This window comes from Ruegeria sp. YTSC002, assembly GCF_059609845.1.
This window is the reverse complement of record NZ_JBXWML010000010.1, coordinates 58,928-76,762: the sequence shown is the minus strand read 5'-3', so window position 1 is coordinate 76,762 and position 17,835 is coordinate 58,928. Positions and strand designations below refer to the sequence as shown.

The window sequence follows — 17,835 nt, the reverse complement described above, 5'->3', positions numbered from 1 at the left end:
CAGGTGTGATCCCGCCAGATATAGGGACCGCAACTGATGCATCAACCGTTTGTGAAGGATTTATGTAATGCCCAAGATAAATGGGAACGAAATTCGCCCCGGCAATGTGCTTGAGCATAACGGTGGCCTGTGGGCAGCGGTCAAGGTTGACCATGTAAAGCCGGGCAAAGGCGGGGCTTTTGCACAGGTGGAACTGCGCAACCTGCGCAATGGCTCGAAGCTGAACGAACGCTTCCGCTCGGCGGACAAGGTTGAACGCGTGCGTCTGGAACAAAAGGATCAGCAATTCCTGTACGAATCCGACGGGATGCTGGTGTTCATGGATTCTGAAACCTACGAACAGATTGAATTGCCAGCAGAATTGCTGGGTGACCGCCGTCCGTTTCTGCAAGATGGCATGACCATTGTTGTCGAATTCTACGAAAGTGAGGCGCTGAACGCGACGCTGCCGCAGAAAGTGACCTGCAAGATCGTCGAGACCGAACCGGTGGTGAAAGGTCAGACCGCGGCGAATTCGTTCAAGCCCGCGCTGCTGGACAATGGCGTGAAAGTCATGGTTCCGCCCTTCATCGGCCAGGACGAAATGATCGTCGTGAACACTGAAACTATGGAATATTCCGAACGCGCGTGACGTTTCGTCACGTTACGCATCAGACCGCGCAGGCACCCGCCGCGCGGTCTTTTCTTATGCGTTGGGTCGATGGCGATAGCGGGTTGGATCCGGGCCGAACAATTCCAGCATCAGTTCGTACTTGATACGATTGGCACTGACCTGACGATAGAATGCGATCAGAAAGGCAGTGGGCCCCTGAATGCGGCTGAGCCCACTGGTGGCGGCAACCACGGTGCCGACATCCGTTTTCCCTTGCAGGACCAGATATCCCCCCAGCATCAGGATGCCGACGGTGCCGGCCCCGTTGATAACGCTCAGCAGGAACTTTGCCGACAGCTTCCACAGGAACATCCGCCGACGCGTGTCGTAAATGTCATCGAACATGGTGTTGATGTCCCGCTCGACGGCTTCGATATCCTCGGTCGTAAGCCGGTCCGTGGCACTGCGCAGAATGCGAACGCGTTCCGCCACGAACGCGTTCACTTTGCGCTGCGAGGCCAGTACGATGATGATCTGCGGAACGATCATCGACAACGCAATCAGCCCCAGACCTGGTTGCGTGGATGAGATATAGCCGATGACGCTGATCAGCGTTCCGATCTGAACGACCGGATCCGAGAAAGCGCCGCCCGCAAATTTCCCCAATTCTTCAGCCTCAGCCGAGATGGCTGTGGTCATGGTGCCCTTGCGAAGGTCTTCGCCGGTTTCCTTCAGGTCGGTCGAGCGCCAAAGCAAGCGCTGGCGGATCAGGCGTATCATATCTTCACCCAAGGTTCCGGCGCGAAACCCCAGCACCCATTTCAGTGCCAGGCTCAGCAGGATGACCGCCATCATGCCAATGCCCAACTGGATCAGTTTCTCGATCCCGACATCATCGGAGGTCAGGTGGTTGATGATGTCGCGCTGAAACTCCAGTGGCACGGCGGCAAGGCCTGCAATGGCAATGGACAGCAGGATGAGTATGATTTGCCGCCCGGCACTGGCGCGCCAGATCGCGGAGTAAAGTCGAAACATGCGGGTATCCGGTTTGCCCTGTTTGCCTGCACTGTGGCAGTGCAGGACAACGGGTTCAAACTTTACGATACAAGCTGCTGTGCCGGACGTGCCGTTTAGGCAACAAGGTTGGTTTAGCCCTCAAGGCGAACGGTGGCATCACCGGCCTGCATCTCTCCGCTTGCGCGATCAAATCGCAGGTACGCAATCCCGTGCCCGCCTGACTGTGTGTACAAAGTTCCGACGGGTTTGCCATTTGCCGTGATTTCGGTCCCTGCCGGAGCAGAGCCCTGAACGGCGACACGTCGCAGACCTTTGCGCAATTCGGTTTTGTGCTTCATGCGCGCAGTTACTTCCTGTCCGACGTAGCAGCCCTTTTTGAAATCCACGCCATTCAGTGCTTCGAACCCGGATTCCAGGATATAACTGTCCGGGGTCAGCTCAATGCCTGACTCGGGAATGCAGTGCCGGACGCGCAGCGCATCCCAGTCGGATCCGTCATCGCCCTCGGGTTCGGTGGAATAGGTGCGCCAGCCCATGTCCGGGTGGCGGGGATCGGGCAGGGCGGTTTCCGGCGCAGCCTTGGTGCCGCGTTGCAGGTTCAGATCGGTTCCCTCGATCGTCACATCCGCACGCAGCTTGTACATCGTCAGACGTTTGACCAGATCATCCGCAAGATGTTCGGCCACATCCAGAAGAACGCCATCGCCATCTCGTTTCAGGAAGAAATCCGCCAGGTACTTGCCCTGCGGTGTAAGCAGAGCGGCGTAGACCAGCCCGTTGTCCAACCCTTTAATGTCGTTTGTAATCAGATCCTGCAAAAAGCTTTCGGTATCCGAGCCGGACAGGCGCAGTATGCGGCGGGTGGGCATGGCTTGGTCCTCGTCATTTCCTCAGGCCTCGTGATATAGGAAGTTCCGATGCCAAGACCAGAGGTTATCAGACGTGCCCGCACCCATTTCCGTTGTGATTCCGACCTTTGATGCCGCTGACGCCTTGCCGGCCTGCCTCGAGGCCCTGATGGAAGGGCTGCATGGCGGATTGATCCGAGAGTTGATCGTCAGCGACGCATGCTCAACCGATCACACGCTGGATATAGCGGAAGAGGCCGGCGCGAAGGTTGTGACCGGCCCGCCCTCCCGAGGTGGTCAGCTGCGCCGGGGCTGCGCGCAGGCCAAAGGGGATTGGTTGCTGATCCTTCATGCGGACACTGTGCTGCAACAGGGATGGAGCGAGACCGTGAGCGCCCACCTGCCTTCGGGCAAACCGGCTGCTTTTCGGCTGGCGTTCCGCGCGCGCGGGATCGCGCCGGCCTGGGTGGCTGGCTGGGCCAATCTGCGCAGCAGGCTGCTGGGACTGCCCTACGGAGATCAGGGATTGCTGGTTCCGCGTCACGCGTATCAAACGGCAGGCGGGTTTCCGGACCAGCCGTTGATGGAAGATGTGGCTTTGGTGCGCGCGTTGCCAAAGGTAACGGTGCTGAATACTCGCGCCTTTACGAGTGCGGAGCGGTATGAGCGGGCGGGGTGGATTCGGCGTGGTGCTCGGAACCTGTGGACTCTTCTGCGTTACTTTCTGGGGGCTGATCCGCAGGTTCTGGCGCAGGCTTATCGACGTTGAACGTGGTGCGCAGTTCGACCACGGATTTGCCAAGCCGAAACGGTGCCGCAAAACTGACAAGGCATAGGGCCACGATTTGCAGGACAAGAATATGAGCATTGTCCTGTAGGTATTCCCATTCTTCTTTCAACTTCCCGACCTGCGCGATCAGGTCGTCGTAGCTCTGCGCAAGTATCAGATAGTCGCCCGCAATCGCGGGAACCTTGCGACGCATGTTGTCAATGGCGGTCTGTGTGCTTTCGTCCAGTGAAGTGAAGACAAGGAACTGGTCGATGTCAAAGGCATCGGCCTTGGCGGCCATGTCACGTATGTCGTCCATTTCATCCTTGGACTGACCCCCAACCAGGAAGTGAAGCCCCTGCAAGGGCGCCACTTCGTTCGTAACCGCAATGAACAGGGGCAGTTCCGAGTTGCTGGCGGTCGAAGCTGAAAGGAATTCAACCTTTTCGCATAAAACGGCGGTGTCCGGATCATAGGCCGGATCACAGAACCGCAGGCGGAACCGGGCCGCATCCCTGTCAAATGCCAGCGTTGCGGCATAGGCCACGTCGATCTGTCGGTCCAGACGCGAGCTGTCCGACGAATAAAGTCCGGCCAAGACAGCGACCAACGCCCCGATGCCACCCAGCACAACCCATACCAGATCAGCCAACTTCCACGCCCGGTGCCCTGCCGGTTTGCGAAACAGAAAGGCAGTGCCGATTGAGCCGATGACAAAGAACAGGATCAGCAGGGGCAATTGATTGTCGGTCACAAAACTCATGGGTCCGATCTTAGGACCTGTGACCCGTCCTGCAACAGGGATCACGGGCTGTTGTAACGTCTTTCCATATCCCCATACTGGAAACAGCGCAGGGGGGACTTCGATGACCAAGGAAATCGTTCTTATCCACGGAGCATTTGCCGGACCTTGGTGCATGCAGGATTACGCGGCCTTTTTGCGTGACCGAGGTTGGACGGTTCACGTTCCTGCCTTGCGTTACCATGACGGTGATCCAAAAGCAGACCCCGACCCGGGTCTGACCGATACCAGTGTCATGGACTACACCAATGACATCGCCGGTTTTGTTCAGGGGCTGGACCGCAAACCTGTCATTTTGGGGCATGCCATTGCCGGGGTGGTGGCACAGCAAGTGGCGTCTCGTGGTTTGGCCAGTGCCATCGTTCTGATCAATCCCAATGCGCCCTGGGGCACCTTGCCCGAAACCGATGACGAACGGGCTGTACCGCGCACCTTGATGGAAGGCGGCCCGTTCTGGAAGCAGCCGATGCGGGTCGGGTTCGATTTGATGGCCCCGTTTGCTCTGAACAAGATGGATGAGGCGCAGCAACACGCTGTATTCGACCGATTGGGCGCGGAAAGCGGGCGCGTGATGTTTGAAATGTTCTTTTGGATGTTCGATGACCATCACGCAATCAAGGTTGATTTCGACAAGGTTGACTGCCCGGTTCTGGTGGTCTCGGGTGCCGAAGACAGGGCTGTCAACCCCGATACCTGCCGCGCACTGGCAACGCGCTATGGGAATCGCGGAACCTTTTTGCTGGTCGAAGAACATGCGCATTTTCTGTTCATGGAACCGGGTTGGGAAGGGCCGGCCTCGAAAATCGAGACCTGGCTGACAACCCAGGTGACCTGAAACGGGCTTGACAACAATCCACCCTTTGCAGACATGGCGCCGAGTGAATGGGGCAGTTGACCCTTTTGGCGCGAAACTTATGCGGGAAAGGTCCGGACATGACCCTGTTCGTTGTCCTTGTTATTCTTTCGGCTGCTTTGCTGCACGCGGTGTGGAATGCAATCGTGAAGACAGCGGCGGATCGAACCACCATGCTGGGTTTGGTCGCTTTGGGTCAAGTGCTGCCTGCGGCAGTCATGGTGATGGTGCTGCCGCTGCCGAACCCAGAGAGCTTTATCTACATCCTGCTCTCGACCATTGTGCATTTCGGCTATTACTTCATGCTGGGTAAAGCCTATCAGCATGGTGATCTGAGTGTGGTCTACCCCATTGCCCGTGGAATTGTCCCGGCGCTGGTTTCGCTTTGGGCAATGTTCCTGGTCGGAGAAGTGCTGCCATTTCAGGCCTGGACCGGTATCGCCCTGATTGCCGCGGGCATCCAGCTGAGCAATTGGAAAGCTCTGCGCTCGGGCGTTGGGCGCAGCGCACTGATGTTTGCGCTGGGCACCGGGTTCTGCATTTCGATCTATTCGGTCGTCGACGGGATCGGCGTTCGGCTGTCGGGCAACACGCTCAGCTATTGGGCGTGGGGGGCGTTTCTGCACCTGTTCATTGCCGGGTTTGTCGGGGTTCGGAAACGTGCGACCCTCAAAGACCTGCCAGCCAAAGTTTGGATGATCGGTATTCTTGGAGGGCTGGTATCGATGACGGCTTATGGTCTGGTGCTGTACGCCAAGAATTTCGCACCGCTGGGCGCGGTTTCGGCGCTGCGGGAAACTTCGGTCATCTTTGCCGCACTGATCGGGTTCGTATTCCTCAAGGAAGGCAACTGGGCGCGACGGTTGGGTGCCGCGGTGCTCATGGCCGTGGGCGTCGCCCTGATCGGATTGGCTGTCTGATCCGGCTGAAAAGCCTTGGGCGACAGTGATGTCTCTGGCTTAGCGGCCGACCTGAAACGTGCTTTGTGGCTTCCAGTGCATGGTGCCCTTGTCGCTGCTCACGCATCGCAGCAAGCGTTCCTCGCGCGTGTTGATCGTTTCTGTGACGGTGTTGTCGCCAAAGATCACGATGAAGGAATCCGGGGAATAAGCCAGCCCCTTGTAATAGCAAAATCGCGTTTCCGCCCCGTCCGGGATCGGAGATGCCAGGCTGAGCGTCTGTTGCGCCGGGGCCTGGGTTGCCAGCATGGCAAAGGCCAGCCCAATAGTCAGTGTTTTCATGTCGTCCTCTCGTCCTGCAAATCTGTTTTCGATCAAAAAGGGTTTGGACGCCCGGACCTCAATCATGGTTTTTTGTTTCAGCAAGTTTGAACGGGATCAACGGGTTAGGCAACGAAAATCCTACAAGAACAGTGACAACCTCAGGGGCCGATTTTTTCGATCGGTCATTTCTGTGGTAACATGGCCGCATTGTTTCAGGAGAATTGAGAGATGTTCAGACCCTCTGTGGAAGCGATTATGGATGTCATGTCCCAAAAGGATTACGTGGTATTCGACACCCCAACTGTCGATTGGAACCTGAACATAGTGGGCATTCGCGCCCACCCGGTTTCACCCAAGAAATTCGATGATGTCATGACGGTGTTCCACCGGTTTCTTGGCGTTTGGGATATTGCCTATTACCCGATGACGGCCGATCCCAGCGATCACTACCTGAAGAACCCGATAAACCCGGATGGGACGGCCATTCTGGCGCCAGGGCAATATCGGTCCTGTTACAAGATCGATATTCATAAACGAGGGCGGCCCGGAGGCCACAAGGCGCTGTGTCAAAGGCTGGGAAACGTTACCGTGTTTCGGGACAACAACAGGGATGGAAACCTGAACCTTGTTAATCCTCAAAGTGGGATGTTCGGCATTAATCTGCACAAGGGGCCAAACAACGGTGACGATGACACTGCGAATTCGATCTATTCCGCCGGGTGTCAGGTATTCGCAGATCAGCGTCACTTTGCCGAGTTTCTGCTGAAATGCGAAGCCGGGCGCGACGCGTTTGGCAACAAGTTCACCTATACGCTGCTGGATCAGGCAGATTTCGAATAAGGCGATGCTTTGCGAAGGTTCTGCAAGCGCCGGGGCAGGTCTGGGGCTTTGGTCGTGCCCGGACCCCAAACCGGGCCTTGGCCCTAGGTCTCGACTTCGGCCTGAAGGTCTCGGAAATACCGGATGGTTGCGTGCAGCCCTTCTTTCAGTTGCACTTTGGGTTCCCAGCCCAGAAGGGTCCGCGCCAGAGTGATATCGGGCTGGCGCTGTTTCGGGTCATCCTCTGGCAATTCCTTGAAACTGACAGGGGTTTCTGCCCCCACAAGGGCCTGCACTTCGTGGGCCAGTTCGTTCATCGAGAATTCGTTGGGATTGCCCAGATTGACGGGGCCGGTGACGTCCGGGCCGGTCTCCATCAGACGGATGAATCCTTCGATCAGATCATCCACGTAGCAGAATGACCGGGTTTGCGTACCGTCGCCAAAAATCGTGATCGGCTCGCCGGTCAGGGCCTGCATGATGAAGTTCGACACGACGCGCCCATCGGCGGGGTGCATTCTGGGCCCGTAGGTGTTGAAGATGCGGGCCACCTTGATCTCAAGCCCCATCTGCCGGTGGTAATCGAAGAACAAGGTCTCGGCGCAGCGCTTGCCCTCGTCATAGCACGAGCGCGGGCCAACCGGGTTGACGTTGCCCCAATAATCTTCGGTCTGCGGATGGATGGTCGGGTCGCCATAGACCTCGGAGGTCGAGGCCTGAAATATCTTGCATTTCAAGCGTTTCGCCAGACCCAACATGTTGATCGCACCATGCACGCTGGTCTTGGTCGTCTGCACCGGATCGTGCTGGTAATGCACGGGCGAGGCCGGACAGGCGAGGTTATAGATCTCGTCCACTTCCACGAAAAGCGGGAAGGTCACATCGTGGCGCATGAACTCGAAACGCGGGTTGTTGTGCAGATGGTCGATATTGCGCTTGGTGCCGGTGAACAGGTTGTCGACGCACAGAACCTCGTGCCCCTGATCCAGAAGCCGGTCGCACAGATGCGAGCCCAAAAACCCGGCCCCACCGGTTACGAGAACACGTTTTCGACTGTCATAAAGGCGGGCCATTGCAAATCCTTAATCGTTAAATCCGAGTCTGCTGGCCATAAACAAGCCGGTTATTGATCCGATTTGCAAACTAAAGTGGCTTGTTTTGCAGTATCCTGTGGTTTCTTGAGGCACCTGTTGTTTCGCTGCGCCAATCAAATAGCCAAAAGCTGATGCGAGGGTTTATGAAAGCGGTCAACACGCGCATGGGCGCGAGGGTAGTGAGACCATACAGAACTGTAGGTTGAGGCCGCAGTCAGATTAAATGCAGTGGTTCTCTCAGATTTGGGTACAAGCACTAAGATTTACGGTCTCGACATGAATTTTGACATGCGCTTTAAGGTGAAAATTGCTGGGGTTGGCAACTTCAGAGTTCATCGTAAAAACGAAGTATCAGAGTAGGCGAGCACATAAATCTAAATGAGCGACAGAAAGCTTCTTCCAGAGGGAACGCAGGTCTTAGCTGACAGTGTTTCTTTACACGCACGAGCGGCAAACAGAGTCTTTTTCTTGATGGTTTCGCTCACCATTTTGGTTTCCTTTGGGCACGTGGATAAGGAAGTAATCTCCTTATTTGGTTTAAAAGTTCAAGAGCCGCTTGTTCGAAAGTACGTCGTGTTCATAGTGATGATCGTCAACGTTAATTATGCCATGAACAGAGTTCTTATGATCGATGCTGCTGATGCATATTTTGCATTCATTCGTGCGAACAGTCCTTCGGAAGTACTGTTCAGGCATCCTTCAAACAACAAATCATTTACCCGAGCTGACGTGATGCACCGATTGCATGCGTCTTCGATTGATCGAGTTTACCCTGTTTTTTCCGTTCTTTCGTCCAAGCATAAGAACATGATGACTGCTATCCTTAGGCCGGCAATAGAAATAGTATTAGTATCAGTTCCTTATGTCGCTTTGTTGCAACTTGTTCAGATTGAGCTGTTCGGATCTAATATCTACACACTAGTCTTCGCGCTTGTTTTTACTGCGACGGTAGTTGCTTCGATAATGATGTTGCTCCGTGGTCTGGGTTGGACGTTGGAAGCACGTGATCGCCCAAATACATAGATCGGTTTTTCGTCACTATACGATCTTGACAATCCTCAAACATCCAGCTCCTCCACAAACCGCGCGTTCTCCTGAATGTATTGGAACCGCAGTTCGGGCTTCTTGCCCATCAGACGCTCGACAAGATCGCCGGTCTCGCCGGGTTCGTCCTCGTCAATGGTGACCCGGATCAATTTCCGGGACGCGGGGTCCATCGTGGTCTCTTTCAGGTCCTTGGCGTCCATCTCACCAAGACCCTTGAAGCGGGACACGTCGATCTTGCCCTTGCCGCCCAGACCTTTTTTCAGCCATTCGTCCCGCTCGGCCTCGTCCAGACAGTAAACCCGCTTGGCGCCTTGGGTCAGACGATACAGAGGCGGGCAGGCCAGGTACAGGTGGCCCGCGTCAATCATCGGGCGCATCTGGGTGAAGAAGAATGTCATCAGCAAGGACGCGATATGCGCGCCGTCCACGTCGGCGTCGGTCATGATGATGACCTTGTCATAGCGCAGGTCGTCGAGGTTGAACTTGCTGCCCAGCCCAACGCCCAGCGCCTGCGTCAGGTCGTTGATCTCGGCATTGGTGCCCAGTTTTGAACTGGCTGCGCCCAGCACGTTGAGGATCTTGCCGCGCAAGGGCAGCAGGGCCTGCGTTTTGCGGTCGCGCCCCATTTTGGCCGAGCCGCCCGCCGAGTCGCCCTCGACGATGAATAGTTCGGTGCCTTCGCGTGTTGAACTGGAACAGTCCACCAGCTTGCCGGGAAGACGAAGTTTCTTAGTGGCGGACTTGCGTTGTGTTTCCTTCTCGGCCCGTCGGCGCAGGCGTTCTTCGGCCCGCAGGATCAGGAAGTCGAGGATCGCGCCGGCGGATTTCGTGTCGGCGGCCAGCCAGTTGTCGAAATGGTCGCGGACCGCGTTTTCGACCAGCCGCTGCGCCTCGACCGTGGCAAGGCGGTCTTTGGTCTGGCCCACGAATTCGGGTTCGCGGATGAAGCATGACACCAGCGCGCAGCCCCCGGTGATCAGGTCTTCACGCGTGATCTGCGCGGCTTTCTTGTTGTTGATCAACTCGCCATAAGCCTTGATCCCCTTGAGGATCGCGGCCCAGAACCCGGCCACATGGGTGCCGCCCTCGGGCGTCGGAACGGTGTTGCAGTAGGACTGGATGAAGCCGTCGCGCGAGGGCGTCCAGTTGATCGCCCATTCCACCTTGCCTGGGGTTCCGAATTTCTCCTGAAAGTCCACGGTGCCGGCAAAGGGCTGCTCGGCATAGGTCGACGATCCGTTCATCGTTTCTTTCAGGTAGTCCGACAGCCCGCCCGGGAAGTGGAAGGTGGCCTCGGTGGGGGTTTCGCCGTCGTCGATGGCGGATTTCCAGCGGATTTCCACGCCCGAGAACAGGTAGGCTTTGGAGCGGATCGACTTGAACAGGCGCGCGGGTTTGAACCGGTGGTGTCCGAATATCTGGTCGTCAGCGTGGAAGGTGACTGTGGTGCCGCGCCGGTTGGGGGCGGCGCCGACCTTTTCGACAGGTCCCAGTGGGACACCGCGCGAGAAACGTTGTTCGTACAGTTGCTTGTCGCGGGCGACCTGAACGACCATCGAATCCGACAGCGCGTTCACCACCGAGGCGCCCACGCCGTGCAACCCGCCCGAGGTCTGATACGCTTTGCCCGAGAACTTGCCGCCCGCGTGCAGAGTACACAGGATCACCTCGAGCGCGGATTTGTCAGGAAACTTGGGGTGCGGATCGATCGGAATGCCGCGCCCATTGTCGCGCACGGTCAGGGCGTAATCGGCGTGCAGTTCCACCTCGATGCGGTTGGCGTGGCCGGCCACGGCCTCGTCCATCGAGTTGTCGAGGATCTCGGCCACCATATGGTGCAAAGCGCGCTCATCCGTGCCGCCGATATACATGCCGGGTCGCTTGCGGACCGGTTCCAAACCTTCGAGCACCTCGATCGAGGAGGCGTCATAAGTTGTGGTCGCTTCTGGCGTCAACAGATCGTCGGGCATGGGTGCTGCTCTTGTTTTTGAGTTTCCCCCATTATGGCAGGTGATGTGGTCCGGGGGAAGAGGGGCGCGAGGTGTTGTGGGTGGTTTAAAGGCGCGGGGCCGCGGTTTGCTTGCACAATTTGGCGGACGTCACGATCGGCGGCTTTGCTTGAAATCACCACCCCCGGCCATGGCGCGGGAAGGTTCTGTACTGCTGTTATCGCTAGATGGTCGGGGCCTGTATTCCCTTTGCATTTTTCACGGCAAACCCGTCCGATACAACCAGCGACATGTCAGATACCGTTATGCGATCGGATGCAAGTCAGCCTTGCGACGCCTCGGGCTCATTGACGGAATCGCATTAAAAATATATCGTGAAGGCAGACTCCCAAATTATCTTTCTATTGGTTCCAAGCGTTCAAGAGTTACGTTTATTCGTAATTGGAAGGCTGCTATGGCTACGTTTCAGGACGTTCAGGCAGCAGTGCATGATATTGCTGCCCGTTTGAATGTCACCCCAGAGCTTGCTCGTGCTGCGCTGATTAACCCCGTGTTGGCGCTTGAGGAACTTGGGTTCGATCTGGATCTTTCAGGTCGGCTCGAGCTGGAGGACAGGGCGCGGTTTTCCAAGAAACAGATCGTCGAACGTAAAAGCTTGCGGAAAAAGATTTTCGCCGCGTCCGGGCATGAATTTGACCCCGGGCAGGAACAGGATCTGGCTGTGGTGCTTTTCGACGAGTTGAAGCTGGTCGATGATGCTTCAAAACGCCCTGACCTGTCTCCGTTGTCCTTGCCGACGCGAAAAGTGCGTTCTTCCACCTCCAAAGTGAAGGTGGCAAGGGTCAAGGCATCGGAAATCGCGCGCCGGTTTCCCGGGAAAGCCAAGGGCAAATCCGTCGCCGGGCTCGATCCAAGTCTGATCGAGCCCGCGAAGATTCCCGACCCGCTGGAAGCACTGGGCAAGGCGCACAAAATCATCTCTCCGCTGCTTGCCTACCGGCAACTTGATGCGTCGACACCGCGTTTTGCGACCGAGGCGCTGTATCGTGCCGTGCGAACCGGGAAACGCAGGCTGGTCAATATCACGCCCCGCGCCGTTGTCACCGGCACTGCTTGAAGACACCCGGGCGCGATTCCCTCGCGCCGTCACACCGAGGACGTCAGGATGGCAAATACAAGAGGATATGAAGTTGTCGTCGAAGCCTCGGAAGAGGTCCTGCGAAAGGTCATTCGGGGGGCGTGGAAGTCCGCGGAATGCGACGATGATCCCGGCGATGAAGGCCGCATTCCCGAATTCATGGATGTTGCCGCAGGTGAAACCTTTGGCGGTTTCGTCGTAGCTGACGGTTCGGTTCAGATTCCCGAAGACCAGTTGGACGCCAGCCTGCGCCCGGACATCACCGGTGCCGAAATTCAACTTGGTGTCCTGATCCAGATCGAAATCGAAAATCCCCCGGTTCCTTCCGCGCAAATGCTGACGATGACGGCCGATCTTGCTGCGGCTGCGCCGATCGGTCTGATCCCCGGGCGGCAGGATGTGGGATGGCTGTTGGACGGTCTGCCTCGCAGCCAGGTGTCCGCAACGCTGACCAGCGGCGATCCGATTGCGTCCAACATCGAATTGTTCGCAAGTGAATTCGTGGACAAAGCCTATGAGAACGGTGGCCCCGGCGGACCGATTGACCCGGCCTTCCCATCCATTCCCCATGTCATCGATGAGACCGCGCTGCCATTTGCCTTGGGAGCGTTGACGACGGATGTCCATGCGGAAATCTTCAACGACGACTCGGTTGCGGCGCACGATATTGAAACCACCGTGTCCGGCGGTGACATAACCATTTCGCTGCCGGTCTATCTGCGGATGTTCAACATTGTTGTCGGTCCGGCCGTACAGCTCTTTTTCAATCCGCAGGATCCCATGGGGATCGAAACGCGGATCAACATCACGGCACCTTTCAGCCGGGTCGGTTCAGAGTTCCGCACGGATTTGAATGCGGCCATCGTCACCGTGGACGCGATCAATCCGGCCGGTCCGGAATATGGGCCAGAGGGTGACAACTATATCGATAACCGCGATCAGCTTGCGGCAATCCCGTTGGTCGCGATTGACCTCGACGCCCAGATTTCCAGCGAACTGGTGTCGCGCGGGCAGGAACTGGCCAGTGGCCTGGGCGAGATTTCCATTGCTGCCCCGACCGTGGCCGAGATCGAAGAATTCATCGGCGACTTCTTTCACCGGGATCTGGAAGCACGCGACTTCGTTTACATCTGGGGACCGGAGGCAACGGACGAAGAGTTTGAAGTCGACAGTATCACCGTCGGAGTGACAAACGAGTTTCTGGCCATCGCCTTGAACGATGATGGTGGCGGTGACGTGGGCGGGCTTGCCAATTTCATTCCGGCCGACAGGGATTTTGCAATTGCCATCAGCGCGGCCCAGGTCGAAGCATCGATTGAAACGGCGCGCATCGAAGCCGAGTTGTCGGATGATGACCTTCCGAAGACGTTTACACCTGACGGGCGCGAAGTCCGGCTGACCGATCTGGACGTGAGCCTCAGGGCGGGGGCGATCAGAATATCGGGCAAAGTGACGGTCGTGGATGCGATCCTGGGCAGCATTGATGTGGATGCCGACTTTTTCAACGACGTCGGTTTGCGCTGGCAGCCGAACGGTTCGCTGGGCCCAGACGGCGGGCAGCAAATGGATCACTTTGAAATCGACAGCGATGTCGATCCCGAAGAATCCGTGCTGCTTTGGGTGCTGACGGCAATCGCCGCGATACTGTCGTTCGGCGCTTTCGGAATTCTGGGCGCACTGATCGTTGTGATCGTGGCCCTTGTCGTCCGCGGTATTGCCGAAAGCATGGGCAGCGAAATCCTGTCAGATGAAGTTACGAATACGGTTACGGGCATCACCGGCTGGCCGGAAAACCTTGCCAGGATCGGGCGGGTCGAAGCGGTATTCTCGGACCCGATCGTGATTGATACCGACGGTCTTGAAATCGCCGGAGATTTCACTGTCATAAGCAGTTGCGAAGCAACGGATGTCGTCCCGGCGGATTCGGGTGGGGCACGGTCGGGTGCGGCCGCATCGGCCATGTCGCTTGCGGCTGTGAATGAACATCCTGACGCGGGGTACGAATGGATGCCGGGTGACGGGACACCGGCCGCGGTCTTGCCCTCGATTCAGCATGTCTATGCGGCGAGTGGCGTCTATACCGCAAAACATGCGCTGACGATGAACCAGCCGGGCGGCGCGCGCAGTCGCAGTTTCTCGCTTGTTACCGTCGAAAACGTGCCGCCGACAGTGGATGCCGGACCGGATCTGACGGTGCAGGAGGGCGAAGAGGTCACTCTGGTCGCGCGGTTCCGAGACGTCGAATACCCCGACACCCACGAATCCATGTGGTATTTCGGTGATCACCACGCGCCGAAACCCGGTGTGATTTCCGAAACCAATGCTCCTCCTGCGGCGACAGGCACGTCGACCGTGACCCATGCCTGGTGCGATAATGGCGAATACACGGTCACGGTGCGTATTCGCGACGTCAATGGGGGCGAGGCCATCGACACCCTGCGTGTCACCGTTACCAATGTTCCGCCCAAAGTCGAAGCTGGCCCGGATCTTTATGCGTATGTCTGCACACCGATCACGCTTGTCGCCGATTTCCGGGATCCCGGCTGGTGTGACACGCATACAGCCAAGTGGGATTTCGGCGATTGCAGCGAACCCCGCACCGCCCTGATCGAGGAAACGAACGAGCCACCGGCAGCCGAAGGCACGGCGACCGCCTCACATATCTATGAAAACTGTGGTGACTTCCGGGCCATCTGTACCGTCATGGATGACGATGGCGCCTTTGGTCAGGATGACCTGACCGTCCGGGTCGTGCATCTGCTGAATCCCGGTTTCGAAGATGGTTTCCGTTCGCTTCCGGCGGGCAATGTCGGTCGGTTCTGGACACCCTATGCATGGCTGACCGACTTGGCAGCCTTTCACGCCGGAAAGGGAAATCCCGTTCCGCAATTGGCCCCGATCCCCGCCGATGCCTTTGACTGCGAAGTTTGCATCGTCCGGACCGGCGACAGATCCCAACGGGTCATCGCGCAGCGCGGTCTTCGTGTTGGCCTGTGGCAATCGCTGGGTTCAAACCCGGGATGGGATTATGAGTTCTCGTGTTGGTTCACAACAGAAGCCCGCAGTGCAGGCAGCTATGCTCTGGGGTTGGATCCGCGCGGAGGTGATGATCCGCGGGCACCCTGGGTGGAATGGTGGACTGGCGACCTTGACGGTTCTTGGCGGCAATTGCGGGGCCGCGTGACGGCGGAAGCCGAAGCCGTAACGGTATTTCTTGAACTCAGCGGAGATGATCCGCGCAACGATGTGCTTGGGTACATTGATGATTGTGCGTTCATCGCGATTCAACCGCATTGCCCTGACCAGCCGAAGCCCGATCCGGAAATTCCCCCGCGTGAACGTTGCATTGATTTTCGCGGCCAGAAACTGCCTTCCCGCCATCCGGTATTGAACGTTGGCGGAGTGCGGTTCCTGCCGACCAAAGGCAGCCTTCTTCAGATCATTGGCGGGTTCCAGCCGCAAGGCACACCCAAACTGTTGCTTTCCATCGCCGGTGTTTTTGCCCATCTGCCGGTCGTCGCTGACTGGGCCCGCCTCAAGCTGAGCTTTGCTGGCGGAAAGCCCATAACGATCATCGCACTTGATGCGGCGGGCAATGTCCTGACGACCCAGACAGGAACGCAGCAGCAGGGGGTGCAGGTCATCGAGATTCAGGCAAGCGGCATGGTTACAATCGCCATGCGCGCGCAGGAAGCAGCGTTGATCGAACTGTGTTTCCGGCCGGAACACCCGCGCAGTACGCCTTCGGCAGAGCCTGAACCGGGGCCAGGCATTGTCGTTAACCCGCGCTTCGATCGTGCCGTCGCCCCGGCTATGTTCAGCGTGGCGGCGATCGAGGAGGATGGCACCGTGACCGGAACCAACAGCAACCGTCCGTTTGGTTTGTCCGAGGCGGCGTGGGGCAAGCTGGACACGCAGCTGCAATCGGAATTGGCGAAGGCCGTAACAGACGGTGGTGATGGGCACTCGGTGCAGGTCATATTGCGCTTGGCGCCAGACACGGAAGGCAATGCGCCCTCTTTCCGGCGCGCCGAAACAAAGGCACGCGAAGATTACTTCCGCCGACGCACACGGCCCCTGGTCGGTACTCTGGAAAACCTGGGCGGTGCCGGGATTACCGAACTGTGGCTGATCGACAGTGTTGCCGTTGAACTTTCGCCCGGGGCCATCGCGACAATGGCCAACGATCCTTCCGTGGTGATGATCACCCACTCCACCGAGCGCCAGGCCATTCCTGAAAACCCCATAAGACCATGATCCAAAGGAGCACGAAATGACCGAGTTAAGCCGGGAACACGTTGATCGCTTCGAAAGAGCGGAACGTCGTGAAATCGAGAAGCTTCGTAGCGAGTTTGGCAGCGAGTCCATCTCCAAAATGGACAGCATTGTTCTGCGCGACCTCTTGGCCAACCGAAAAGAGGCGCGCCTGAACGCCCTGCTTGGCCAAACGGAAACAGCCCAGCTTCCCCGGCATCGTGTGCTGGTCTTGCTGCGCAGCGGCAGGACATCACCTGATCGCGCGCCCCGAGCGTTCGACCGACGCCAACGCCGCCGTTCGATCATGCAACATCGCCGCCATGGCGAAGACGTGGTGGGAAAGATTGCCAAGAGCTTTGGCGAGCGTGAAATCGAGGTCGAGCAGACCTTTTGGCTGAACCACAGCCTAGTGGTCTGGGCCGATGATCAGCGCCTGACAGATATTGCCGGGCGCGCCGATGTTCTGAAGGTGGCTCATTGCAAGAATCAAATCCTGATTGATCTGGATAACAGCCGTCCGCTGATCAATGCCGATGTCGTGGAGGCCAGCGGGATCAACGGAGGCGAAGTGGATGTTGCCGTTCTGGATACGGGCGTGGACCAGACGCATCCTGAACTTGCCGGGAATTTCGGCACGCAACAGGATTTTACCGGCGAGGGGCTGGGAGACCTGAATGGGCACGGGACCCATTGCGCGGGCGTTGTTGCCAGCAATGGCGCGACGTTCCGTGGTATCGCCACGGGGGCGGTCATTCACGATTACAAGCTTTTGAACCAATTCGGCAGCGGCAACGCTCCCAACTGCGTTGCGGCAATTCAACAGGCCGTGGCGGACGGGATGGATGTTCTTTCCAATTCCTGGGGCTTTTCCCACAGAAACGGCAATTGGGTCGATCCGGACGGGACATGCGTTTTATGTGTCGCCGCTGATGCGGCTTCGACCGCCGGGGTGACCTTCGTGGTGGCCGCGGGCAACGAGGGCAATGACAGTTGCGGCACCTATGACACGCGCATTCGCTGTCCGGGTATTGCGCAGAGCGTGATTACCGTCGGCGCAAGTGACGACAGTGACAAAATGGCCGGCTTCTCCAGTCCCGGACCAACGCCGGATGGGCGCGACAAACCGGATGTCACCGCCCCTGGCGTGGATATCGTTGCGTCGCGATCGGCGACCGGCAATGACATGAATGGCGGCGCGACGGTGATAGATCCGCTTCATCTCGAGGCCAGCGGCACCTCCATGGCTTGCCCCCATGTCGCCGGGGTCGCGGCGCTGATGTTGCAGCGAAACCCGACGCTGCTGCCGGCTGACATCAAGGCAGTTCTCATGGCCACCGCCGTCGATATCGGCGCACCGACCACGCAGCAGGGTGCCGGGCGTGTGGATGCTCGGGCGGCGGTCGGCTCGGTCTGATTTGGATATTTTG

The 17,835-nt window shown here is 57.8% G+C and carries 14 protein-coding genes and 1 pseudogene; 9 read left to right on the top strand and 6 right to left on the bottom strand.

Features of this window, described 5'->3' with window-relative positions:
* Positions 1-67: 67 nt before the first annotated feature.
* Positions 68-631, top strand: coding sequence for an elongation factor P (gene efp / locus AC2FFD_RS17280; protein ID WP_170346480.1), 564 nt, complete (start codon positions 68-70; stop codon positions 629-631).
* A 54-nt stretch (positions 632-685) separates the two neighbouring features.
* Here efp and AC2FFD_RS17275 read toward each other — a convergent pair whose 3' ends face one another.
* Positions 686-1,627: an ABC transporter transmembrane domain-containing protein gene (locus AC2FFD_RS17275; protein ID WP_257600394.1), complete on the bottom strand. Its 942-nt coding sequence runs from the start codon at positions 1,625-1,627 to the stop codon at positions 686-688.
* Between the two features lie 113 nt (positions 1,628-1,740).
* Complete coding sequence (gene ygfZ, locus AC2FFD_RS17270; protein ID WP_496873662.1) at positions 1,741-2,478, bottom strand: CAF17-like 4Fe-4S cluster assembly/insertion protein YgfZ; 738 nt, start codon at positions 2,476-2,478, stop codon at positions 1,741-1,743.
* A gap of 73 nt (positions 2,479-2,551) precedes the next feature.
* Here ygfZ and AC2FFD_RS17265 point away from each other — a divergent pair, with 73 nt between their 5' ends.
* Positions 2,552-3,226, top strand: coding sequence for a TIGR04283 family arsenosugar biosynthesis glycosyltransferase (locus AC2FFD_RS17265; RefSeq protein ID WP_496873661.1), 675 nt, complete (start codon positions 2,552-2,554; stop codon positions 3,224-3,226).
* Between the two features lie 7 nt (positions 3,227-3,233).
* Here AC2FFD_RS17265 and AC2FFD_RS17260 read toward each other — a convergent pair.
* Positions 3,234-3,989: pseudogene (locus AC2FFD_RS17260) on the bottom strand (hypothetical protein); the annotation flags it as partial.
* Between the two features lie 103 nt (positions 3,990-4,092).
* Between AC2FFD_RS17260 and AC2FFD_RS17255 the strand changes: the two are divergent.
* Together AC2FFD_RS17255 and AC2FFD_RS17250 are read left to right on the top strand one after the other, a co-directional pair.
* Complete coding sequence (locus AC2FFD_RS17255) at positions 4,093-4,863, top strand: alpha/beta hydrolase (protein WP_496873660.1); 771 nt, start codon at positions 4,093-4,095, stop codon at positions 4,861-4,863.
* 98 nt (positions 4,864-4,961) lie between these two features.
* Positions 4,962-5,801 (top strand): EamA family transporter, encoded by an 840-nt coding sequence (locus AC2FFD_RS17250; protein ID WP_480684689.1) that lies wholly within the window; start codon positions 4,962-4,964, stop codon positions 5,799-5,801.
* Positions 5,802-5,840: 39 nt separating this feature from the next.
* Here AC2FFD_RS17250 and AC2FFD_RS17245 read toward each other — a convergent pair whose 3' ends face one another.
* Positions 5,841-6,122, bottom strand: coding sequence for a hypothetical protein (locus tag AC2FFD_RS17245; RefSeq protein ID WP_170346485.1), 282 nt, complete (start codon positions 6,120-6,122; stop codon positions 5,841-5,843).
* Positions 6,123-6,332: 210 nt separating this feature from the next.
* Between AC2FFD_RS17245 and AC2FFD_RS17240 the strand changes: the two genes are divergently transcribed.
* Positions 6,333-6,944, top strand: coding sequence for a hypothetical protein (locus AC2FFD_RS17240; protein WP_170346486.1), 612 nt, complete (start codon positions 6,333-6,335; stop codon positions 6,942-6,944).
* An 83-nt stretch (positions 6,945-7,027) separates the two neighbouring features.
* On the opposite strand, the gene AC2FFD_RS17235 is transcribed toward AC2FFD_RS17240, so the two are convergent.
* Entirely contained in the window at positions 7,028-7,996 is a 969-nt protein-coding gene (locus AC2FFD_RS17235) for a UDP-glucuronic acid decarboxylase family protein (RefSeq protein ID WP_170346487.1), read from the bottom strand.
* 399 nt (positions 7,997-8,395) lie between these two features.
* Between AC2FFD_RS17235 and AC2FFD_RS17230 the strand changes: the two genes are divergently transcribed.
* Positions 8,396-9,040, top strand: a complete 645-nt coding sequence (locus AC2FFD_RS17230) for a hypothetical protein (protein WP_480684687.1) — start codon at positions 8,396-8,398, stop codon at positions 9,038-9,040.
* 35 nt (positions 9,041-9,075) lie between these two features.
* Here AC2FFD_RS17230 and parE read toward each other — a convergent pair whose 3' ends face one another.
* Complete coding sequence (gene parE / locus AC2FFD_RS17225) at positions 9,076-11,034, bottom strand: DNA topoisomerase IV subunit B (protein WP_496873659.1); 1,959 nt, start codon at positions 11,032-11,034, stop codon at positions 9,076-9,078.
* Between the two features lie 433 nt (positions 11,035-11,467).
* On the opposite strand from parE, the gene AC2FFD_RS17220 reads away from it, so the two are divergent.
* The 3 genes from AC2FFD_RS17220 to AC2FFD_RS17210 are packed head-to-tail and all read left to right on the top strand — an operon-like array spanning position 11,468 to position 17,822.
* The gene (locus tag AC2FFD_RS17220; RefSeq protein ID WP_496873658.1) at positions 11,468-12,130 is read left to right on the top strand and encodes a hypothetical protein; all 663 of its coding nucleotides are present in this window, start codon (positions 11,468-11,470) and stop codon (positions 12,128-12,130) included.
* A gap of 48 nt (positions 12,131-12,178) precedes the next feature.
* On the top strand, positions 12,179-16,408 hold the full coding sequence (locus AC2FFD_RS17215; protein ID WP_496873657.1) for a PKD domain-containing protein: 4,230 nt from the start codon (positions 12,179-12,181) through the stop codon (positions 16,406-16,408).
* Positions 16,409-16,424: 16 nt separating this feature from the next.
* A complete protein-coding gene (locus AC2FFD_RS17210) occupies positions 16,425-17,822 on the top strand; it encodes a S8 family peptidase (protein ID WP_496873656.1) in 1,398 nt (465 codons plus the stop codon).
* Positions 17,823-17,835 lie beyond the last annotated feature (13 nt).